Source organism: Tannerella forsythia (assembly GCF_001006485.1).
GTDB classification, from domain to species: Bacteria; Bacteroidota; Bacteroidia; order Bacteroidales; family Tannerellaceae; genus Tannerella; species Tannerella forsythia.
The window spans coordinates 38,822-62,082 of record NZ_JUET01000070.1 but is presented as its reverse complement, the minus strand read 5'-3'; the positions used below and the strand labels follow the sequence as shown (position 1 = coordinate 62,082).

Here is a 23,261-nt window from a genome sequence, read left to right as displayed (position 1 = left end):
TACACATTGCCACTTTGGGTTTATCGCTTCCAGAAGCCGGGTAGGAGAATCGTCAAGACGGTAAAAATTTCCAGACGTCCGATCATCATCAGGAACGAGAGGATCCATTTGGGGAAAGCCGACAGGGCGGAGAAATTGCCATCGGTATATTGCCCGAGGGCAGGCCCTACATTGCCCACTGCACTGACGGATATGCCGAGTGCCTCTTCAAAGTTCAGCCCGTCGAGGACCAATACGACTCCTCCGAGCAGAATCAAGCCCATATAGACGAATGCAAAGGTTGAAACCCGCTGTACGATATGGGATGGGATGATTTGACCACTCATTCGGATCGGAAGCACGGCATTCGGATGCGTTTGCTTCTTAAACTCGTTGAGCATGTTCTTGATCAGGATGACAAAACGTCCCATCTTCAGTCCGCCGCTGGTTGATCCGGCGCATCCGGCCACGACCGAAATAAAGAGCATGATGAAGGTAAAGAAAGCGCCCCAGGTTGAATAGTCGGCCGTCAGATAGCCGGTTGTCGAGATCAGCGAGGCTACTTGAAAGAGTGATTGACGAAATGCTTTTTCGATACTCGTTTCGTGCTGGTGAACCAACAACCAAATCGTTACAATGACAGTGGCCGTAGCGATCACACCATAAAACCAGTGGAGTTCTTCATCGCGCACGAGCTTATGCCAGTGTCTGCGTAACGAGAAATAAAGCAGCGTGATGTTTGTTGCGCCGAGGCACATCCCGAAACAGATGATGTACTCGGTATACGCCGATTGCCAATACGCAACACCTTCATTTTTAGTTGAATATCCTCCTGTCGAAACGGTGGTCAGTGCGTGATTGATCGCATCGTAGGCATTCATCGGGCCGATCCAGAGCAACCCGAAGACAACGCCTGTGATCAACAGATAAATTCCGAAAAGGCGTTTGGCTACCTGCGTGATGCGTGGCAGGAAGCGCTCGTGTGTGATGCTCGGGGTCTCAGCATCGAACAGCTGCGAGGCGGTACCGCCAAAAATCGGCATCAGGGCAACGGTAAACACGATGATCCCGATACCACCTTGCCATTGGGTCAGGCTGCGCCAGAACAGCAGTCCTTTCGGCAGGGCCTCGATGTCGGTCAGGATGGTTGCTCCGGTAGTAGTGAAGCCGGACATCGTTTCGAAGAAGGCATCCGTGACGTTGTCAATATAGCCGCTTATCAGGTAAGGCAGCATGCCGAGAAAGGAAAACATCGTCCACATAAATGACACGCTGAGCATCCCTTCCCGGCGTCCGGAACGATAATCATTTCCTTTCCGCCCGATCAGATACAGGAGGAGCCCGGTGCCGGACATGATCCCCGTCGAGATGAGTAACGGGTAGAAATCGCGTCCGCCATATCCGAAGGCGACTCCGGTTGCGGCCAGCATAAAAAAACTTTCAAGGAGATGAGTCATCCCCAGTAGCTTGACAATATACCGGACATTCAGTTTAAACATCGTTTCTCAGTTGAAATAGTCTTTGAGTTTACGCATGGCCGATTCGAAACAGAAGACCATCACACGGTCGTTGGCCTGAATCTGTGTACTGCCTTCCACCATCATCGGGACGCCGCTGCGGATCAATCCTCCGAGCGTCATGTCTTTGGGCAGATGCAGGTTTTTCACCGGCTTTCTTGTGATACGCGAGCCGGGCTTGGCTACCAACTCCGCCACATCGGTATTTGCGAAAGCGAGACATTTGACATTCGAGACGTCGGCGTCGAGAAGAAACTGATAGATATGGCTGGCTGCGATCAGTTTTTTGTTGATGACTGAACCGATATCCATCTTCGAAGCCAACGGAACATAATCGAGGTTCTCGACTTGTGCGATGGTTTTATAAACCCCAAATCGTTTGGCTGCCAGACAAGCCAGAATATTCGTGCTCGAATTTTCCGTCAGGGCGATAAACGCCTGTGTATTGAGGATGCCCTCTTGTCGCAGTAGGTCGGTATCGCGGCCGTCGCCATGGATAATCAGCACGTTCTTAGGTACTTTTTCCGATATCTGCACACACTTTTCCCGGTCGGTTTCGATGATCTTGATGTGGATGTTATCCGGCATATACTGGCTGGCCCGGATGGCAATGCGTCCTCCTCCCATGATGATGATATTCTTTACTTCCGGATTTTGTTTGCCGGTCTTTATCCGTACTTCTTCGATCCATTCACGTGTTGTCGTGACAAAAATAAGATCGCCCGATTCGATATGGTCTCCTCCGCCGGGAATGATCATCTCGTGTCCTCGCTGAATCGCGACGATATGATAAAGCTTCCGGTTGTTCGATAGCAGTTGTATGAGGGTTTGGTTGATGATCGGTGCGTCGTCACGTACCTTGATGCCGAGCAGGATCAGATTCCCTCCGAACAACTCCCAATACTGACGTGTCCACGGGCGTTTGATGGCCTCCACAATCTCTTTGGCTGCCAGCATCTCCGGGTAAATCATGGAATCGACGCCGATTTTCTGAAACAGTTCTTTGTTCTTGGGCAAGAGATATTCATAGTTGTTGATTCGGGCAAATGTCCTTTCGGCGCCCAAGTTGTGCCCTAACATACAGGCTGTGATGTTTGCGGTTTCCTCCGGTGTCACGCTGACAAACAAGTTGGCCTTGTCTACACCGGCTTCTTCGAGGTCGTGAAGAGATGTCGGGTTTCCTGTAAACGGCAGGATTTCCATTCCTGAGCGAGCAAAAGCCAGTTTTTGTTCGTCCGTATCCATGAGGGTGATGTCATGCCTTTCTCTCGACAACATCTTGGCCAGATGAGTGCCGACCTCTCCTGCACCTGCAATAAGGACTCTCATGGTTCTTCCGTAATTGGTTCGTTTCGTTTCCGACTCTGACGGATTGCCTTGAGAATGCTCTCGGCATCCATACCACATTGCTGAAACAGTTCCGGAATACTTCCATGTTCGATGAATGCGTCTGGAATGCCGATGCGTTTGATGCGCGGCGTATAGCCGTGTTCACACATAAATTCGGCAACGGCTGTACCCAATCCACCGATAACGGTCCCATTCTCGACGGTGATGATGTGCGCAAATCGTTTTCCGATGTTGTGCAGGAGCGTTTCGTCAAGTGGTTTGAGAAAAATCATATCATAATGAGCGACCGATATGCCTTCTTTCTCGGCCGTCTTGACCGCTTTGATCACTTCGTTGCCGATTGAACCGATCGAAAGCACGGCTATATCGCTTCCTTCGTGCAGTTGTCTGCCTTTTCCGACGGGAAGTAATTCCATCGTATTTTGCCAGTTCTCCAGTTCGCCTTTGCCGCGCGGATAGCGGATAACGAAAGGCCTGTCCGAGGTTTGATACGCCGTGTACATCAAGTTGCGCAAGTCGATTTCGTTCAGTGGCGAAGCGATGACAAGGTTGGGTATCGGACGCAGATAAGCCAGATCGAAGGCGCCGTGATGTGTCATGCCGTCTTCGCCCACTAATCCCGCCCGATCGAGGCAAAAGATGACATGCAATTTCAGGATGGCTACGTCGTGAATCACTTCATCGTATCCGCGTTGCATAAACGAAGAATAGATATTGCAGAAGGGAATCATTCCTTCCTTGGCTAATCCTGCGGAGAATGTCACAGCATGTCCTTCGGCGATGCCGACGTCAAAGGCGCGGTCGGGGAAAGCTTTCATCATGAAGCCCATTGAGCAACCTGTTGGCATGGCAGGAGTGATTCCTACGATGCGTTTGTCTTTTTCAGCCAGTTCTACTAACGTATGTCCGAACACATCCTGATAGAGTTGCGGTTGGTTCAGCCGTGCGGGAATGATGCGTTTTCCCGTTTCCTTGTCGAAACAACCGGGTGCGTGCCACTCGATTGCAGACTGTTCGGCCGGCTCAAAGCCTTTCCCTTTCCTGGTCTTGAGATGCAATAGCTTTGGCCCCTGCATATCTTTGATGTCTTTGAGTTTTTGCACCAGATTGTTTACGTCATGTCCGTCGACCGGGCCGAAATAGCGGATACTGAATCCTTCGAACAGGTTATGCTGCCGATTGATCAATGCTTTCAGACTGTTGTTGAAACGCAGGATATTTTCCCGCCGGTCTTCGGAGACTAAATTAAGCTTTCGGAGTTTACGGTATACATCGTAGCGAATCTTGTTGTATGTTTGGCTTGTCGTGATGTCGACGAGATAGCGGCTCAGTCCGCCGACGCTGTTATCGATGGACATGTCGTTATCGTTCAGAATGATCAGCAGATTGTTGGGATTGGCCGATGCGTTGTTCAATCCTTCGAAGGCCAATCCTCCTGTCATGGCGCCATCCCCGATGACTGCTACGACGTGACGGCCGGGTTCGTTGTTTATCTCAAAAGCGGTTGCCATACCGAGCGCCGCCGAGATGGAATTGGAGGCATGTCCTGCGATAAAGGCGTCGTACTCGCTTTCCTTCGGATTGGGGAAGCCACTGATTCCTTTATACTGGCGTAAGGTTCGGAATGCATCGCGTCGTCCGGTCAATATCTTATGTCCGTAAGCCTGGTGTCCTACGTCCCACACGATCCGATCATGAGGGGTGTCGAATACGTAATGCAATGCTACGGCCAGTTCGACAGTACCCAGGTTCGCTCCTAAATGTCCGGGAGTTTTGGATAACACGTCGATGATATACCGTCGCAGCTCTGCACATACGTCTTCCAATCGGTCAGCCGAGAGATTACGCAGGTCGGAGGGAAAGTGAATCTGTTCCAATAAGCTTTCTTGCTTGTTTGTAGTCATCCTTTCTTTCTTTTTTTTTGCAAATTTACGGAATTTAGCGTAGATAAAGATGACAAATCGTTTTGAAAATCGTATGAAGAGAGATCGAAAAAGGCAGATTATGCCTTAAGATCAATCTGTTCTGTTTTGTAAATGAGCTTGATCGGACTTATATCACGACCTTCTTCACTTGGTCTTTTCAAATTCTTTCGGTATTTTGCAGAGATATTTTCTTTCTTTTTATCTTTTCGGAGCAAATTCAATACGGAAAAATTTCTTTATTCAAAAATCAAACCGTACTTTTGTAGCGTTCTGAACATTTTACTAACATAAAAATAAACAAGACTATGGGATTCTTAACGAACGAAAAATTGACGATTGTCGGTGCCGGCGGGATGATCGGTTCCAATATGGCACAGACGGCTGCGATGATGAAACTGACTCCGAACATTTGTTTGCAGGATGTGTATGAGCCGGCTCTGGAGGGAGTCTATGAAGAGATGCGTCACTGCGGATTGGAGGGGATGAATTTCACGTATACGACGTCTCCGGCCGAGGCGTTGAAGGGTGCGAAATATGTCATTTCGTCGGGTGGTGCTGCACGTAAAGCCGGCATGACACGTGAAGATTTGCTTAAAGGCAACGCCGAGGTGGCCGAACAATTGGGTAAGGACATTAAAGAATACTGTCCGGATTGCAAGCATGTGGTCGTGATCTTTAATCCGGCAGATATTACGGGGCTGATCACGCTCATATACTCAGGCTTGAAACCTTCGCAGGTGACAACGCTTGCAGGGCTTGATTCGACACGTCTGCAAAGCGAGTTGGCGAAGTACTTCAAGCTGCCGCAGAGTACTGTGACGGGATGCTGTACGTTTGGCGGACACGGCGAACAGATGGCTGTTTTTGCTTCGACGGCAAAAATCAACGGCACGCCGCTGGTCGACCTGATCGGAACAGACAAATTACCGGCCGAAGCATGGGCTGCATTGCAACAGCGTGTGACCAAGGGCGGTGCGAATATTATCAACTTGCGTGGACGTTCTTCGTTCCAAAGTCCTGCTTACGTATCGGTCGAGATGATACGTGCTGCCATGGGGGGAGAGGCGTTCCGGTGGCCGGCCGGCACTTACGTGTCGTCAGGCGGATTCGACCATATTATGATGGCGATGCCTGTTGAAATCACGAAAGACGGATGTACGTACAAAGATGTACAAGGTACGTCTTCCGAGATGGCTGATCTGAAAAAGAGCTACGAACATCTTTGCGCAATGCGTGACGAAGTGATCGGACTTGGCGTCTTACCTCCGGTTGCAGAATGGAATAAAGTGAATGCTCATTTATAAAAGATTGATTGTTCCCGGAAAGAGATGTTTATCGGCTTTCGGGAGAAGGCAGAACTACAAGGGGGGGGGCAGTTGATCTCGGCCGTTGAGTGTTTTTGTAGGCTAATGAAAATCCCTGTCTCTATGGGAAACCTGTGAGATAGGGATTTGTTCTGTCCTGCCGGTTCGTAACCGAGCAAGAGAGGGTGTTTTTTTCGGAATATGAGAGGAGCCGGTTCTTTTTCGTGTAGACTGGCCATAACGAAAAAAGGCCACCTTTTTTTGAGAAAGGCTGCCTTTTTTTTCGATAGTCAAAAAATAGACATTTATTTCGCTACAGCTTTCTGAGCTGCTTCTGTCAGTTTCTTAGCAGCATCTTGGAATTTCTGAGACTGTTCCGGAGTCAGGTTAGCCATTTCTTTCTGCAGGTCAGCAGCCAAGTCCTGCACTTTCTGCCCGAGCTCAGCCATTTTCTGTGTTGCTTCAGCATCGCCGGCAGCTACTTTTTCGTACAGAGGTACCATTTCGTCGACAAGGCTCAGGTATTGATCCAAAGCACTTCCTTCGGCAGGAGCAACTTCGGTAGCAGGAGTTTCCGTTGCTACGGGTTCTGTCATTTCACCTTCGGTTGTTTCAGCTTTCTTACCACCGCAAGCAACCATCATAACCATGGCCAAAGCCATCATAAACATTGAAATCTTTTTCATCTCTTTAAAAATTTAAAATCCTGATTGATGTTTTTTATTTGCGCGACAAAGGTAAAAAGAAAAAAATGTTTTACAGCATAAAAAAAATATTTTTTCTTTTTCTACCTAAAAAAAAAGGATATTTGTCCGTCTCTTTTTTCTTACTAAAATTTTTCAACGAGCAAATCGCCGTCGAGCAAATCGGTAATGGCATCGGCAAAAGCTTTGAAATGTTCGGACGAAGCATGGGTCTCGAATGCCGCCGCATCTTTATATGCTTCGTAAAAGATAAAAGTGGTAGGCTGTTCGGGCGACTGATAAAGGGTATAGCTGACATTCCCCTCTTCGGCGCGAGTGGCTTCGACCAGTTTCTTTGCGATCTCGAGAAATGCTTTTTCTTTTCCGCTTTTTACGGTAGCCCGAGCCACGATGATTTTCGTTTCTCTCACGGGCTGAGCCGCACGGATCGAGTCACAGGCAGCCTGTACGGCAGCCGCTACTTTTTCTGCACACAACGTATCGGTGTCCACACTTTTTCCTCCATTGCACGACATCGTTCCAATCAGTGCAATAACCATCAATAATAATCCAATCTTTTTCATCTTTTATTTATGTTTTAAAATGAATAACCGTCGTAAGAATAAAAATTCTTTCTTTCTTCATCAACGTTTATCGGTAGGATTTGAATCCGATGATGCGACGTACTTCATCAAGAGTAACCGCTGCGCTGGCCGACGCTTTCTCGGCGCCTTCGGCAGCAATGGTATCGAGATAAGTATCATGGGTGACGATGTTCTTGATGCGTTCGCGAATCGGTGCACAAAACATGTTGATATCGTCGGCCAATTGCTTTTTCATGTCTCCATAGCGGATTTCGCAGTTGTTATATTTCTCGTTGAAATAGTCATACGTCTCTTGAGCAGATACGATCTCCATCATGGTAAAGAGGTTCTGAATCACTTCCGGCTTCTCGCTGTTAGGCGTTGCAGGGCCGGAGTCCGTGACAGCTTTCATCACTTTCTTATGGATCGTTTTTTCGTCGTCCGTCAGATAGATCGCATTACCTTCGCTTTTCCCCATCTTGCCCGATCCGTCAAGTCCGGGAACTTTTACGGCCTTGTCTGAGAGGTGAAACGATGCCGGTTCGGGGAAGAAGTCGACTTCGTAAATCATATTGAATCGTCGGGCGCATTTGCGTGCCATTTCCATGTTTTGTTCCTGGTCTTTCCCTACGGGTACTTTGACTGCACGATGAATCAGGATATCGGAAGCCATGAGCGTAGGGTAGGTCAGGAGGCCGGCATTCACGTTGTTGGGTTGGGTGCGTACTTTTTCCTTGAACGTCGTCACGCGCTCCAATTCGCCCAGATAGGCATTCATATTGAGGTAGAGATATAATTCGAGTACTTCATGCACATCGCTTTGCACATAGATCGTGGCCTTTTGCGGGTCGAGTCCACAAGCCAGATATTCGGCGAGGATGGTTTTCACGCTTTGGCGGATATGTTCGGGGCGCGGATGGGTGGTGAGTGAGTGCCAGTCGGCAATAAAGAAAAAACACCGGTACTCATCCTGCATGCGCAGAAAACTTTTGACCGCCCCGAAGTAATTGCCCAAGTGTAAGTTGCCTGTGGGTCGGATGCCGCTTACTACTGTTTCCATATGTTGTTTCATTTTTTTATTTCACCCAATATAATAAGGCTACGATACCGATGATCAGAAGGCTGATGGCCGTGAGCACAAGCACGGTGAGCAGCATGCGTTTATGGGGAGACATGGTTTTGCCCAAATGTATGCGCTGATCGAAATGGCTGTAGATATCTTTTTTATTTTTATCCCGGTAGCTTCCGGAGAAGTCGACAAATCGTCTTTTGTTTTTGTTGCGTGCTTCATAGCCGCAAGTGCCGGCAATGGTATTCTCGTACCAGGCCTGTTCATCTTTGTCAAAGCCGGCGATAGCTCGTTGCAAGCTTTTTTCGAAATCGTCAAGGTCCGTGTAGCAAGTACTTACTTCGTACAAATCGACGTAGATTTTCATGTCGGTGAAGTCGGAGATTTGCAGGAAGTAAATCCAGTCGTCGAACAAGGGCAGGCACGAGGTGTAATATTTTTCGATGTAGTTTCGCCGTCCCGTAGCTTTTGCAAGGGCTTTCAGTTTATCGAGCGCCATGCTTGTATCGTCGGGCATCGTATGGGAGGCCTGTTTGATTTTTTCGCTGTAGTGTCGTATATCGTCATCGCCTACAAGCATGAGCCAAAAGAAAGGCAAGGGATTCCCTCCTTCGAAGAGAGGAACTTCCTGACCGTCTCGTTGTTTGGCAAAAACGCATGCCTTTCTACTTTCCATTGCAGTACGGATTGTTTTTTGAGAAATCGGGTTATTGGTTGAGTTGCATCAGCTTTTGTACGGCGCCGTCGTTACGCTCTTTGAGCAGGTCGATGGTTTTGCCTCCGTCGTAAGCCATGTAATAAGCCATATTGAGCAGGCGTTTTTTTACCAGGATGCAGTTGGCTGCGCTGATAACGGTCGATTCCTGACCGTTTTCCTGCCGGTATTTCATCAGCACGATCATCGTCAGTACGTCGGAGCAAGGGCTGTATTTCTCGATGATGGCAGGCTGTCCGATCATCAAGGTGTTATATACGTCTTCGACTTGCCGGCCCAGTTCCTGCCAGTTGGTGCCTACGAGGCTTTGTTCGAGCTGTTGTTGCATGAGGGGCAGGTCGGTGGCCGTGGCTTCGTAGTTTTCGCGATTGTAGTCGCCGTAGAGCATGAAATAATTATCGAACGAAAACGTTCCCAGACTGTCGATTCGTTGATATGTTTTGTCGTTCAGATAGTATCCGAGCAGAGGGCCGCTTTCGCGATATTTCTGCGTGAAGGCCTGTACACGAGGGTGAAGGCGACATTCTTTCATCCCGTCGATGGTGGGGAGGCAGATGTTTACGTATCCGTACCATTCCGAATGGTTACAGGCATCGTTTTTTCTGTTCCCCGACAAGGAGCAGCCGATAAGCAGTACCAATGAAAGCGCTCCGATGATCTTTTTCATTTTTTCTTTGTTCTGTTTATGCGCGCAAAGATACATAAAAAAGTTAAATCAGGAGGTTCTTATCTGCCGATTAATTTCGTCGATATAATGGAGGATTTCTTCGCGTCCGTCCCTGTTTTCGGATGAGGAGGTAAGGATATTCGGCAGTTCTTCCCAGGTCTCGAGCATTTTTTGACGATAGGCGTCAAGGTTTTCCTGCAGCCGTCCTTTGCTGATTTTGTCGGTTTTGGTGAAGATGATGGCAAAGGGTACTTCGTTTTCGCCGAGCCATTCCATAAATTCGAGGTCGATTTTCTGCGGTGCGTGCCGGCAGTCGAGCAACACGAAGAGGCAGGTCAGTTGGGGGCGGCGCAGGATATACGATTCGATGATGCGTCGCAGATTTTCGCGGTTTGCTTTGCCGTGCTGTGCATAGCCGTAGCCGGGCAGATCGACTATGTACCAGTCGCCGTTGATGATGAAGTGATTGATCAGTTGCGTCTTGCCTGGCTTCTGTGAGGTCATGGCCAATCGTTTGCGTGCGGTGAGCATATTGATCAACGACGACTTGCCGACGTTCGACCGTCCGATAAAGGCATATTCGGGACGTGTGCCGTCAGGGCATTGCTGCACGTCGGTATTGCTGATGACAAATTCCGCACTTTTGATTTCCATCATGACTTTCTTTGTTTATTTATAAAATGGGTTTAATTCCTCGACTTTTGGGTCGAAAAACAAATCTGTTTGCTTATCTTCTCCATGAATTGGATGTGTTCTTTTTTTCAGCCGTTTACTTTTTTGTAGTCGGCAAGGAAGGTGGCCAGTCCGCTATCTGTCAACGGGTGTTTCAGGAGTCCTTTGATGGCGCTTAGGGGACAGGTGGCCACATCGGCACCGGCCTCGATACATTGTATGATGTGTTGTGTGTGTCGGATGGAGGCAGCCAGCACTTGTGTCTCGAACTCGTAGTACGCGTACATGTCTACGATTTTCGATACGAGCTCGATACCGTCGCTCGAAATATCGTCGAGACGTCCCACGAACGGAGAGACGTACGTGGCTCCCGCCTTGGCCGCCAGCAATGCCTGCCCGGGCGAGAACACGAGCGTGCAGTTGGTGCGGATACCTTTCGTGCCGAAGTGTTTGATGGCCTTAATGCCGTCGGCCGTACAGGGTACTTTCACAACGATGTTGGGATGCAGCGCGGCCAGCACCTCACCCTCGGCAATCATCCCTTTGTAATCGGTGGCAATCACCTCGGCGCTCACGTCGCCCTCCACGATCCGGCAGATTTCTGCATAATGACGGTGAATCGCTTCCTCTCCCTTGATGCCTTCTTTGGCCATCAGCGAAGGGTTCGTGGTCACGCCGTCCAATACTCCCATGTCGTTAGCCTCACGGATTTGGTCCAGATTGGCCGTGTCGATAAAAAATTTCATACAATATTTGTTTTATTTAATGATACTTGTCTCCGTTATGCGTCTTCAAAGTTACAACAAAAAACGTGAGCAGCCCAGCGTTTTTTTAGTCGATTGCTTATGAGACGGTTTTTATGTCTCGGCCTCCCTTCCTCCTCCTTCAAACCTGCGTTTCGTTTTTTTCTTTTGAAGGGGGAGGAGAGAGGCGATGGGAAATAAAATTTGTTACTTCACGATAACCTTATGTCCCGTGCCACCGAGTGTGATGATGTAGAAGCCTGCGGGCAGGGGGATGCGGGTCGTTCCTGCACCGATGCGTCGACGTTCGATCTGCTGTCCACCGAACGTATAAACAGCTACATCTACGATCTGTTCCGTTTCCACCACAGCGGCGTCTTCGGTGCCGTAGACTCGTCCCGAAGCCTTCCCGACCTTGATATTACTGTACGGATTGCCGTCTTCTCCATACGTGTATTTCAAGATAAGGAGTCCTTTTTGAGGCATGTTTTTATTGACATTGTGATCAGTTTTTGGCTTTTGCTCCGATTTTCTTCAATTCTCCGACAATTACTTTGGGGTTGGCACGCTGCTTATAGTCGGCTTCTACAAAAGCATAACGGATAATACCTTTTTGGTCGATTATATAAGTAGCGGGCATAGGCAGCTCGGCAGAATGATTGCCATTGTATGCCGAGAGTTGAAATCCTTGTTCGTAGCGTGTTGCCGTGGTTTCGTCCAGTTTGAATACCAAGCCGTATGTACGTGCCACCTCGTTGTTGAGGTCGGAGAGAACTTCGAACTGCAATTGATGCTTTTCCTTAGTAGACAGGCTGCTGTCGGGCAATTCGGGTGTAAGGGCTACCAAGAGTGCTCCCTGTGCTTTTATCTCGGGCAAGGCATCTTGCAGCTGTTTTAGAGCCAAGTTGCAATAAGGGCACCAACCACCTCTGTACCAAGTGAGTACTACATTGCTCTTCTCTAACAGAGAGTACAATCTTACAGGTTTGCCCTGTGCGTTTTTCAGAGTAAAATCTTTGGCTTTGTCGCCTACTTTCAGTGCCTTCGAAGCATCTTGTGCATAAAGGGTAGCCGCAGATAAAAAAGATGCTGCCAATACTAATTTCAATATCTTCATCGTTTAATAAATTTGTTTGTTAGGGGAACCAAAGGTAAGAAAAAATCTTATACCTACATTTCGCAAAACTCTGATTTAATTATTTTTATAATGTTCTAAACAACTTTTTATTGCTCATTGATGCCGAATGGTAATGCCAATGTGCTTTTTAACCAGTAAGACACATTAGAACGTATCTTCTCCCGTCTTGCTTGAAGAACGCCATGTCCATATCAAAAGGGCAAGAACGGACTGTGGCTCCTGCTCAAGAGAAATTGTCAGTACATGATTGAATTCTACAATCAGCGAGGGAGCAAGGAATGCATCTTCGATGACCTCAACAACGGGCTTGGATGGAAACATCTGCCTAAATTAAATCCTTTATGGCAGAGCATACCGTGTTCCTGATCCTCACAGCCCTCATAAGAAACTTCTATAAACTGCTGATGCAGGATGGAGGAATAAAGGTCTTTGGGCAGAAGCCTACAAGCAGGGTCAAGGCTTTCGTCTTCAGACTCATCGCCGTTCCTGCAAAATGGATTATCCTGGATTCCGCAATAAAACAAATAAGCATGAATTTAATTCAGGCCTTCAGCCCTCCGAACAAGGTCCGGATGTCGATCCTCCACCCTTATGGGATGGGGCTGAAATAATTCGGGCTTTCAGCCCTTTCGGGTAATGGTTATGCGTGTTACACGCCGAATCATGTACCCGGCATGACAATTAACCATTAATAAATAGGGGGCGAGATCATTCAGCCCAATGCGAAGCGTTGGGGAAAAAGACATCGCATCTCGGCGGAGGGCTGTAAGCCTGACGTAACCCTTGTCATATATTCGTACATCCATTATTAATGGTAAACGCCAAACAGTGTATCGCGTAATTTGGGTTAAACAAACTAAGGTTTTATTCTGTGTTGCGGGTTTAAGGTGGATTTCAAAAAACGGCTGTTATGTCTCGGCCGCTCTTCCTCCCCTTTCAAGCTTTCGTTTCATTTTTTCTTGAAGGGGGAGGAGAGAGGCAATGGAATATAAATCGATTATTTCACGATAACTTTATGTCCCGTGCCGTTGAGCGTGATAAGGTAGAAGCCTACGGGCAAGGGGATGCGGGTCGTTCCGGCGCCGATACGTTGGCGTTTAACCGGTTGTCCGCCGAATGTATAAACAGCTGCTTCTACGGTCTGTTCCGTTTCCACCACAGCGCCGCCTACGGTGCCGTAGACTCGTCCCGAAGCCTTCCCAATCCGGATATTGCTGTAAGGGTTTCCGTCTTTGTAGAAGTAGAAATACCCTTCTATGTCCCACTTCTTCCACTCTTTGGAATCCTTCGGGCGGATACTGAATATTTCTTTGGTTTGAAGGCCTTTTTTATTAAAGAGATAGTCATGTTTATACCATCGGTCGGGGGTGATTTGGTCGCGTATCAGTTCTTTCCCTCCACGTTTGAACGAGAGGGAAGTATAGCTGCTGTCGGTATACGAATAATATGTGTCACCGACACGATAGCGTTTACCGTCATCGCCCGTGATGTATGCTTCTTCGGCAGGTTTATCTTTTGTTTTCCAGACTGTAACGCGTCCTTTCTTATCAAGCAGAATCTCGACTTTGTGTTGGGCAATAGAATCTTTTTCGGTGTCGATATTCAGCCTTTCGGTGACGTGGAGTACATACCCGCTGTCAGTCATCGTATATTGATAATCGAGTGATTCATACAGTTTGCCTTTCGTCGGTTGGTCTGCTATCCTGTCGTAATGTTCTTCTTTGAGAAGCCTGCCGTCTTTTCCATAGGTATATTTCACAACGTGAAACTCCTTTTCGGGAGAAACATTGCCATCCGTATCGACTCTTTTCGGGACGTATGTCGATCGGTAGAGCAAGTGCCCGTCGGGGGAATACTTTTGGATGGTTTGACTAAGAAGTCCGCATTGATGAAGCGTTGTATCCGTTAGCCGGTCCTTGCTGTATCGATGAATAGAAGAACAAAACGGATACATGATGTTCGTGCTGCCTCCACTGAGGTAGGTCTCACATGTTGTGGAGTCTGCCATACTCCTTTGGGTTTTCATGTTCAGCGGGTGCTTGGGACCCGTGATGGTCTGCGCGGAGAGCATCCCCACCATTGCCCATAACAGAGCGGTTGTTGTAATTAATTTTTTCATGACGTAGATGTTTGAAATATTTTAATATGGGTTATGATATCTAACTTTCCATTCCGGATTAGTAGAGCCTGGATTATTTAGATTTTTTCGGATATTCGTGACAACCTCGCAACTATATCTGTATTCATATACAACATTCTCAGGATCATCTGGTTGGGGAACATAAGGATGGTTGTTGTATTTTGTAGTAAACATTTCAGCATTGAACCAGAACCAGCGCATTCCAGTGTCCTTATAAATATCTCCATTCATTACGCAGATGTATGACTGCTTATTTGTTTTTCGATACTCATAAGCACGAACTACATATGCATGACCTCCTCCTCCATTTTCTTTCCATCCAGCCATGAATACGGGAATTTTTCTAGTTATAATATCGGTCTTTATTTTTTCTAAGGAATAATCTGTGCATGCGTCTGAAAGATATCCCATTTCTCTGAATACAGCAGGAACATCCCAAGGATACGCAAGAGAGAGTGTGCCACTTGCCGTATAATCGGTATTTAACTTGTATCCAATTTCAGAAACCAGATTGGCAACATATTCCTCGGCTGCGGGCCAAGAAGTGTTGGAGGTTAGGTAGTCAGTCCCCCATACTGCTCTATAGTCATATTCGGAAATATCTGCATAATTGATTTGTACTACTTCCGGCTGAGGAGCATTAGTGGTGTATCGTTTGTATGTACCATATTGTGGCCATTTGTAGTTGGCCATAATTTCACCCATGGCAATCGCCGTGCATCCGACGGCTGCCCGTCGGCCATTACGAAAAGGGGTATAGCGTGTATACGGATCGCTTAATTGTGGCCAACAAGCCTGACATCCCACTACGTAAAGTTCATAAGTAGGGCGTATCTCTACGGTAGGAGTGGAATATCCTTCATATTCTTGACTTCTTGGCTGTGTGACATTTTCGACATGTTTTTTTTCAGATGTAAAGTCGCTGCTTTCCATCTCGACATTATTCACCTTATTATGTAGGTATCCTGCAATCATGTCTTTTAAAAAATCAGCATCTTCTCTGGCTTCTAAGTCGAAACGCGCCCCTTTCTCATTGCTGTATATCAACACATCTTTTTTAGTAAATCGATCGTCTCCTACAGTTACAACAAAGCCTGAGTTTTCACTATCTTCGTTTTTGAAATTGATTGTGTAAACAGGAATTGTTTGAGTAAGAACCTGCTTCTTGGAACCTAATTTTTTCACAAGAGAAATGGCATAGTTAGAGACTTTTGTCTCTACTTTCGCCTTGCCTAAGTTAAATGAACGCAGAAGCGTTTGATTAGATTCCAATCCTGTTTCTGAAAGGAATTCCATAGCATTATCAATAGCTTTTTCTTTCCCTATTAGAAATGGATTTTCTACCATTACTACTTCCGGAGAGATGCTTCCGGGTTCTCCACTTTCTTGCCAATCGTTTGAATTACAAGAATAAAACATTGCTGATGCACAGATGGCCATCAACAAAGCCAAAAATGAAAATTTTCTCATAGCGTTTAATGTTAAAATTAATAATGATTGTCGGAAATTTACCGACTTGATTCATCGACCCCCCCCCAAAGTTAGAGTATATTTTTGAACACTCCAAAGAAAATTGAAAAAAAGTTTTTTGTGGATGAGGTTCTTCTTTGGTTCGAGTTGTACGTATAAAGCCTCGTTTTCTACTTATATGATAGTAAAGCTGGAAAAAATATTTAAATTTAAAATTTTTCAGGCTGTTTTTGTAAAAAGAATAAATTTTTGGACAGGGTGTTTGGTGAGATGTACGTCAAGTAGATAAAAAGCAAACAATGTTCGATGTGTCATAAACAATTAATGTAACGATAGGAGGAAAGAAAAACAGGAACAGGTAGAAGGATGATTTTTTTTTCGTGCAGTGCTGCCGGCATGAAAAACAGACAGGAAAAGGCGGTAAAAGGTACTTATATACAATTAGATAAACAGTTGAAAATATGGATGATTCAATGAAAAAGGCACTTGGGGAATGTGTCGTATTCCGTAAAACTCCCCGTTTGATCAGGGGCATGTCGCTCGTGTTATGTCTGTTGGCCATTTCGTTGCCGGAGGTGCAGGCCGATCCCTGGAAACAGAAGAGATTGATGGAGACGGAGAACACGGCCCTCGGAGAAAAAAGCGTGCTTTCGTCCATGAATATGCATGGAACGGCAAGGTCGGTAGCGAAAGAGATTCAGCAACAGAAAACCGTCAGCGGCCGGATTGTCGACGAGCAGGGTGATCCGGTGATCGGCGCCAATGTCGTTGAAAAGGGAACGACAAACGGTACGGTGACGGATGCCGACGGTCGTTTTTCACTGTCTGTGGCGTCGAACTGTGTATTGCATGTGTCGTATATCGGGTATTTAGACGAAGAGGTTCAGATCTCCGGAAGAACTTCCGTGAATATCACCTTGCGGGAAGACACGAAATCGCTGGAAGAGGTGGTAGTGGTTGCGTATGGTACGAGTAAGAGGTCGGTATTCACAGGTTCAGCGGCGAGTGTAGACCATACCAAACTGCAGAGTCCCAATGCTTCGTTCGATAAATCGTTACAAGGACAGGTAGCCGGATTGCAGGTGATGTCTGCTTCCGGACAGCCGGGTTCTACCTCGTCGTTTCGTATTCGTGGCTCGGGCTCGTTGAATGCTTCGAATGAACCGTTGTATGTTGTGGACGGAGTACCGATCTCGGCCAACACAAAATACAGTAAATTAGCCGAGGATAACAGCAACTCATCCAGTATTCTGGCTACGTTGAACCCACAAGATATCGAGTCTGTTACGGTCTTGAAGGATGCTTCGGCCGCCTCTTTATACGGTTCGCGTGCGGCCAATGGCGTGGTATTGATAACCACGAAAAACGGAAAGCTGGGCAAGGCTTCCGTTTCGTTTCATACCCAATTCGGATTGGCGTCTGTTCCCAAAGCTTACGATATGATGAGTTCGGCCGAATTCTATCGGATGAAATGGCTTTCGCATTATGAACAGAAATGTGAAGCCGGTGAAAGTCCTGAAAAAGCAGCCGTTTCTGCCAATGCGTTTGCTCAAGGGGCCATCACGTTTAATCCGTATAATGTGGATCAGCCGATCGATGCCAACGGGAATTTGGTAAACGGCGCGCGGATCATTGTCGATACAGACTGGCAGGATGAGATCTTTAAAACGGCGTTGACGCAAGATTACAATGTAAATGTTCATGGAGGGAATGAGAAGACGAATTATTTTTTCTCGGCCGGTTATTACGACCAGGAGGGAGTGACGCCTTCGGCCTTGTACAAACGATATTCCGGAAAAGGAACGATATCGACGGATGTTGCCTCGTGGTTGAAAGCCGGAATGAACATCACGTTTTCTCATTCAATACAGCATTCCGAAGTAGGAGGAGGTGCCGGTGCGAGTCCGCTGTACAACGCTTTACTGTTCCCCAACGGAGTGCCGGTCTATCTGACAGACAGAGACGGAAATCCGATCCTCGATTCATCCGGGAACAAACAATATAATTTCACGAATCCGACCTCGTTGGATTTCAATCCGATAGCTATACCCCAGATGGATTTGAATCGCAGTAAAAACTATCGTTTTCTGGCCTCTGCGTTTCTTGATTTCAAACTGTATGAGGGCTTAAACTTCAAGACTGTGTTTGCTCCCGACTATATTCATTACTCGGAGTCGAGATATTGGAATAAAGAACATGGTAACGGGCCTGCTTATAACGGACGTGCAGACCGTTATCATACGACCGATCTGGTGTACACGTTTACCAATACGCTGAACTATACGAATCGTTTCGCGGAACGGCATCTTCTTAATGCAATGGCGGGTTTCGAGTATTGGCAGAGTGATTATGAGAGAGTAGAGGCAGGGGCAACCACGTTCCCTCTGAATAATATGTATGAGTTAAGCTCCGGGGCTTCAGCACTGAGTCCTCAGTCCAAATCGACGAAAGAGACCCTGATCTCTTATTTCGGACGTGTTGAATATACGTATAGCGACCGTTATAATTTCTCAGTCAGTCTGCGTAGCGACGGTTCATCGATTTTTGGTGTTGATAACAAATGGGGAACGTTCTGGAGCGCGGGAGCATCCTGGAGAATCGAACAGGAAGACCTGATGAAGTCTTTTGAATGGCTCGATCAGCTCAAGCTACGCTTAAGTTACGGTACCTCCGGAAATAATCAGGGGCTGGATCGTTATCAATCGTTAGGGTTGTGGGATAGCAGCTCCGACTACATCTACGGGACGTCGTCCGGTACGGGACATACGCAACTGGCGAATCCGCATTTGAAATGGGAAAAGCAGGCTATGTTTAACGTCGGTGTCGACTTTCGTTTCCTGAATCGTTTCTACGGATCGGCCGAATATTTCTATAAAAGCTCGAAAGATTTGCTTTATAAATATCCGCTTGCTGCATCGAATGGTTTTGAATCGATCATGATGAATATGGCGAAGGTCGCCAATTACGGTGTGGAATTGACCTTAGGCGCCCATGTTTTGCGTGACTCCCCCCTTAAGTGGAATATCGATTTTAATTTGTCGGCCATACGTGATGAGATTAAAGACCTTGTGGGAGACGATCAAATCATTTCGAACACAAAGAAGATATGGTCGAAAGGATATAGTCAGTATGAATTCTACATGCCGACTTGGGCCGGGGTCAATCCGGTTAACGGAGACCCGCAGTGGGTAAAAATCGATGCTTCAGGGAGTCGTGGTACGACGAATGTTTACAGTCAGGCCACTTATGAGAAACAGGGACGTGCCACCCCGGATTTCTATGGGGGCTTGAGTACGAATCTTTCTTACCGGGGATTTGACTTGTCCGTATTGTTTGCTTACAGTTGGGGAGGGCTGGTCTATGATGCGTTATACGCGCAGATTATGCATGACGGTAATCAGGCCGGTGCACAGATGCATAAAGATGAACTGAAGGCTTGGACATCGTCGAACACGAATACGAATGTACCGAAATATGTCAATAACAACACGAATGCTTCGGATGGTGTCTCCACTCGTTTTCTTTACGATGCGACCAATATCAAGCTCAAGAACGTCACCTTGTCTTATACGCTTCCTTCCGGCCTGAAACCGGTATCGGATGTGTTGAAAGGAGCGAGAATATTTGTCAGTGCCGACAATCTGTTTACCTGGTTTAAGGACGACTGGAAAGGGTATTCCGATATCGATATTTTCGGGATCGGAGGATACAATACTTTAACGGCAATCCCTGTGCCCACGACATTGACGATGGGCTTTAATTTGACTTTTTGATCATACAATCATTTAAATTCAAAAGAGATGAAAATAAAATATCTGTTACTTTTCCTGGTTCTCCCGATATGCTTTTCCTGTTCGGACGATCTGTTGAATCAGAAACCGTCGACCTCCGTCTCCGACGAACAAATCATGACGGAGGTGGTTGCTGCAAGGACAGCTCTTATGGGAGCGTATGCCCAATTAGGAGATTTTCGTTATCATACATTGGCAACGATTACTTCCGATGTGATGGGGCAAGATTTGACCATGACCAGTGGAGCCTATGGTTTTTCCACGTATAACTGGCTCGTCTTTTCGTATCAGTATGCCCAAACACCTGTGATAAGTCCGTGGTGGACGGGGTATGCCAATTATATCTGGCGTTATGCGTATAAGTCCATTGACCAGGCTAATACGATTATCATCAATGCCAAGGCGCTAAAGCCTGAAGGCGCTGAAAAAGAAGATCTGATTGCACAGGCTTACGGACTGCGAGCTTATAACTTTCTACTTTTAACACAGCTCTTTGCGAGGGCTTATACCGATCAGCCGGATTCGAAAGGTATCTTGTTGCGCCTCGAACCGGGTTCGAACGACGAATCTCGTAATGTGCCCCGAACATCCGTACGCGAAGCTTACAAACAAATCCTCTCCGATCTGATGTATGCTTACGAGCATTGTTCGGGAGAAGATGCACAGTTTGTGAACCGGCGGGGAGCCGCGTTGTTGCTTGCTCGTACTTATTTGAATATGGGAGATTATGCCAATGCCGTTAAATATGCGACGGATGCTGTCGGCTTGTATGATGGAAGCAATCTCATGACAAAGGACGAATACCGTGCCGGTTTCAAAGACCGAAACAAAGAATGGCTTTGGTTCTTTAACTTTACTCCCAACACATGTAATCTGTATGCTTCGATTCCTTCGTTCTATTGGTATTGCTCTTCATTCGAAGGTTATCCGTACGGAGCGAAAATAGCCTCACAAGATATCGAGGGTAAGGCTAAGAATATTCTTAAAGGATACAGTACAGTGCGTGCCAGTGCTTCGTTCCGCGACATGTTCGAAGATTCGGATTGCCGTAAACTCTTCCCCGGTTATGCCTATGAAGAAGACGGTTTCTTCATCAGCAAATTCGGACATCGTAAAAACATCGGCGATGCCGAATCGCCATTCTGCCGCGTAGCCGAAGGGTATCTGATCAAGGCGGAGTCTGAGCTTGGGCTGGGTAATGCTGCCGAAGCGAAGAAAGTGTTGAATATATTGCAGAAAGCCCGTGGAGCTACTCCTACGGAAGCAACCGTGGAGTTGATTTGGCAAGAGAGACGGAAGGAACTTTATGGCGAAGGGTTTGCTTTAAATGATATCAAACGTTTGAGCATGCCTCTGAAACGAACCGGTAAAGACCAATGGGCAGGGGTGAAAGAATTGCCGGCAAACAGTCCGCGGTTCATGCTGCCGATACCGGAGACTGAGATGCTTTATAATAAACAGTTGACCGCTGAAGATCAGAATGAATACTGGAGAAATTAGCGAAGAAACGAAAGAATGAAGACAAAACGATGGATTATCATGATGCTGACGATGGTCTGCGTGGCCTCGTCAGCTCAACACAAAAGGTCTGATCTGCTCCTGAAATTTCAGAAACGCCAGGTCGATATAGCTCCGTTCTTCGAGGATTTCCCTTATTCGCAATTCTCTCTCAGTGAGGACGGGGAGAAGTTATTCTTCTTTAAGACTTCCGAACAGAATAAATTGCAATGGCTTGATCTTACGAAAGAAAAAGATTTCTTGAAGGCTACCGATGCGGTTGATCTCGACTTTTCGAAACGTAATTGCTGGCAACCCATGTACAATGAGAAAGATGGTTACGTGTATTGGATCGGAGACGAAAGGAACGAGGAGATTATCAACATTTACCGTTGCAATCTTCTCGCACCTGGAGTCGAAAAACTTACCGATGTGCCTTATATTTATGCTTGGGATTTCAGTCCCGACAGAACACGCATTGCTTATGTAGCTCGATTGGCTCAAAACGAAAAACGGTTGGATGAGTTGCGGATGCTTGATCTGCGAACCGGAAGAGACACGCTGGTCTGTCAGGATAAACCGGATTTCCGTTACACTTGGGGCGATATCAGTTGGCAACCTCAAGGTAAAGGGTTAATGTTGTTGGCGCTGAAAGATGCCGACCGTACGTATGCAAACATTATCTATGTTGATACTGAAACGAAGCAGACTACGGTGCTTACTGATCCCTCCAAACCGGGTAGTTATGCCGGAACTTCGGTCATGGAGCGATGGTTCTCGGATGACGTATGTTTCTTTTTCTCCGATCAGGACGGGTATAAGAACCTCTATCGTTTCGACCGTCGGACGATGAAAACGGAACAGGTAACACGTTTCACATCGGATATAGACGATGCACGTTTCGTGATGGTGGGTAAGAAGAAATATCTGTTTCTTCTGCAAAGCAATCCCGTAGAAACGTCGTTGATGCTGATGGATATCGCAACCGGAAAAATCCTGTATAAACATTCCTCGGATTTGTCATTATCCATCGGTGCCGTACAGGGTGACCGTGTACGTTTGCTTGCGAATGCGGCATCTGTGGTCTTTCGGATTATTGATGCTCGGGTCGGTCAAAAGGAAATGGTGCTTTCTGAAGTGCTCGAGCTTTCAGACGAACTGAATGCCAAACTAATTCATTCGGATGTGGAGCGACTTTCCATTCCGACATTTGATGTTGATCCGAGCACGGGCAAAACACGCACGCTGCATGCTTATCTTTATAAACCGAAGCACCCGCTTCCTGAGGGAAAGGAGTTGCTGATGATCGAATCCTTTTATGGTGGTGACAATCGATACAATGCAGAGTATCAAATTTTCAATGCGGCAGGTATTACCGTGCTCAGTCCTTCGCCGAGAGGAAGCACAGGCTTTGGACGCGATTTTGCAGCAATGAATGACAAAGATCTCGGAGGCAATGAGATTCTTGACATTATTTATTGTGCGTCGTATATATCCGAAAAAAGGAATATTCCGTCTGAACGTATCGGGATCTTTGGGATGAGTCATGGAGGTTATGCGACGATGCGCCTGTTGACATTCCCCGGTGAAGTAAACGGACATAAGGGGGCTTTTCGTTTTGGTTTCGGGATCGAAACGGCCGGGTTCTGTGACATTATCTATCAGCATACACATTCTAATATTCCGGACTGGACCAGGCTTGAGGCCGGCGACCCGCAGAAGGAGGCTGCACGGCTCATCGAGCGCTCTCCTCTGTATCATGCTGCGAACCTCACAGGGCCACTGTTGTTACTGCATGGCAATCATGACAACCGAGTCCATGTCGAAGGTTCACGCCTGATGCATCGTATGCTTACGCATCTGAAACGGCCACACCGTTATGTCGAATTTGAAGGGCTGGGGCACGGCATTAAAGGGATAGATAATAACCGCCGGTTTTATCGTGAGTGTTTTCGTTTTCTCGATGATGTGATCGGACGGGACACTTCTTTATACCGATGGGACACCGTTCGATAAA

Annotated in this window: 18 protein-coding genes and 1 pseudogene; 5 read left to right on the top strand and 14 right to left on the bottom strand. The window is 46.9% G+C overall.

The genetic code is table 11. The annotated features are described in order from the left end of the window. Positions 1 to 20: 20 nt before the first annotated feature. From Tanf_RS05550 to dxs, 3 genes are read right to left on the bottom strand one after another with little or no spacing between them, the layout of a single operon-like run. Positions 21 to 1,478, bottom strand: coding sequence for a TrkH family potassium uptake protein (locus Tanf_RS05550; RefSeq protein ID WP_046825189.1), 1,458 nt, complete (start codon positions 1,476 to 1,478; stop codon positions 21 to 23). A 6-nt stretch (positions 1,479 to 1,484) separates the two neighbouring features. Continuing rightward, positions 1,485 to 2,825, bottom strand: a complete 1,341-nt coding sequence (trkA, locus tag Tanf_RS05545; RefSeq protein ID WP_014223971.1) for a Trk system potassium transporter TrkA — start codon at positions 2,823 to 2,825, stop codon at positions 1,485 to 1,487. Further along, a complete protein-coding gene (gene dxs / locus Tanf_RS05540) occupies positions 2,822 to 4,750 on the bottom strand; it encodes a 1-deoxy-D-xylulose-5-phosphate synthase (RefSeq protein WP_014223970.1) in 1,929 nt (642 codons plus the stop codon). Before dxs ends, trkA begins: the two co-directional genes overlap by 4 nt. A 326-nt stretch (positions 4,751 to 5,076) precedes the next feature. On the opposite strand from dxs, the gene Tanf_RS05535 reads away from it, so the two are divergent. Then, positions 5,077 to 6,075 (top strand): malate dehydrogenase, encoded by a 999-nt coding sequence (locus tag Tanf_RS05535; RefSeq protein ID WP_014223968.1) that lies wholly within the window; start codon positions 5,077 to 5,079, stop codon positions 6,073 to 6,075. Positions 6,076 to 6,380: 305 nt separating this feature from the next. On the opposite strand, the gene Tanf_RS05530 is transcribed toward Tanf_RS05535, so the two are convergent. From Tanf_RS05530 to Tanf_RS05490, 9 genes are all read right to left on the bottom strand, one after another. Beyond that, the gene (locus tag Tanf_RS05530) at positions 6,381 to 6,761 is read right to left on the bottom strand and encodes a hypothetical protein (protein ID WP_041590592.1); all 381 of its coding nucleotides are present in this window, start codon (positions 6,759 to 6,761) and stop codon (positions 6,381 to 6,383) included. A gap of 143 nt (positions 6,762 to 6,904) precedes the next feature. Beyond that, positions 6,905 to 7,342: a putative quinol monooxygenase gene (locus Tanf_RS05525; protein WP_014223966.1), complete on the bottom strand. Its 438-nt coding sequence runs from the start codon at positions 7,340 to 7,342 to the stop codon at positions 6,905 to 6,907. Between the two features lie 67 nt (positions 7,343 to 7,409). After that, entirely contained in the window at positions 7,410 to 8,402 is a 993-nt protein-coding gene (gene trpS / locus Tanf_RS05520) for a tryptophan--tRNA ligase (protein ID WP_014223965.1), read from the bottom strand. Positions 8,403 to 8,418: 16 nt separating this feature from the next. Continuing rightward, positions 8,419 to 9,087: a hypothetical protein gene (locus Tanf_RS05515; protein ID WP_041590591.1), complete on the bottom strand. Its 669-nt coding sequence runs from the start codon at positions 9,085 to 9,087 to the stop codon at positions 8,419 to 8,421. Between the two features lie 31 nt (positions 9,088 to 9,118). Then, a complete protein-coding gene (locus tag Tanf_RS05510) occupies positions 9,119 to 9,793 on the bottom strand; it encodes a hypothetical protein (RefSeq protein WP_140230600.1) in 675 nt (224 codons plus the stop codon). 48 nt (positions 9,794 to 9,841) lie between these two features. Next, entirely contained in the window at positions 9,842 to 10,447 is a 606-nt protein-coding gene (gene yihA, locus Tanf_RS05505) for a ribosome biogenesis GTP-binding protein YihA/YsxC (RefSeq protein WP_041590590.1), read from the bottom strand. A gap of 107 nt (positions 10,448 to 10,554) precedes the next feature. Next, complete coding sequence (gene fsa, locus Tanf_RS05500; protein WP_046825188.1) at positions 10,555 to 11,211, bottom strand: fructose-6-phosphate aldolase; 657 nt, start codon at positions 11,209 to 11,211, stop codon at positions 10,555 to 10,557. A gap of 204 nt (positions 11,212 to 11,415) precedes the next feature. Continuing rightward, positions 11,416 to 11,694 carry a hypothetical protein gene (locus tag Tanf_RS05495; protein WP_014223959.1) on the bottom strand — a complete coding sequence of 93 codons (279 nt, stop codon included), beginning with the start codon at positions 11,692 to 11,694 and terminating at the stop codon, positions 11,416 to 11,418. Positions 11,695 to 11,713: 19 nt separating this feature from the next. After that, entirely contained in the window at positions 11,714 to 12,325 is a 612-nt protein-coding gene (locus Tanf_RS05490; protein ID WP_014223958.1) for a peroxiredoxin-like family protein, read from the bottom strand. Between the two features lie 264 nt (positions 12,326 to 12,589). Here Tanf_RS05490 and Tanf_RS16375 point away from each other — a divergent pair. Beyond that, positions 12,590 to 12,846 (top strand): annotated as a pseudogene (locus tag Tanf_RS16375) (IS1380 family transposase); the annotation flags it as partial. 497 nt (positions 12,847 to 13,343) lie between these two features. Here the strand turns inward: Tanf_RS16375 and Tanf_RS05480 are convergent. Further along, positions 13,344 to 14,465 (bottom strand): hypothetical protein, encoded by a 1,122-nt coding sequence (locus Tanf_RS05480; protein WP_140230599.1) that lies wholly within the window; start codon positions 14,463 to 14,465, stop codon positions 13,344 to 13,346. 21 nt (positions 14,466 to 14,486) lie between these two features. Beyond that, positions 14,487 to 15,956: a C10 family peptidase gene (locus Tanf_RS05475; RefSeq protein WP_080948565.1), complete on the bottom strand. Its 1,470-nt coding sequence runs from the start codon at positions 15,954 to 15,956 to the stop codon at positions 14,487 to 14,489. Between the two features lie 461 nt (positions 15,957 to 16,417). On the opposite strand from Tanf_RS05475, the gene Tanf_RS05470 reads away from it, so the two are divergent. From Tanf_RS05470 to Tanf_RS05460, 3 genes are read left to right on the top strand one after another with little or no spacing between them, the layout of a single operon-like run. Continuing rightward, positions 16,418 to 19,729, top strand: a complete 3,312-nt coding sequence (locus tag Tanf_RS05470) for a SusC/RagA family TonB-linked outer membrane protein (protein WP_052449020.1) — start codon at positions 16,418 to 16,420, stop codon at positions 19,727 to 19,729. Between the two features lie 27 nt (positions 19,730 to 19,756). Beyond that, a complete protein-coding gene (locus Tanf_RS05465) occupies positions 19,757 to 21,247 on the top strand; it encodes a RagB/SusD family nutrient uptake outer membrane protein (RefSeq protein ID WP_046825184.1) in 1,491 nt (496 codons plus the stop codon). Positions 21,248 to 21,262: 15 nt separating this feature from the next. Then, a complete protein-coding gene (locus Tanf_RS05460) occupies positions 21,263 to 23,260 on the top strand; it encodes an alpha/beta hydrolase family protein (RefSeq protein WP_046825183.1) in 1,998 nt (665 codons plus the stop codon). Position 23,261: the final 1 nt, after the last annotated feature.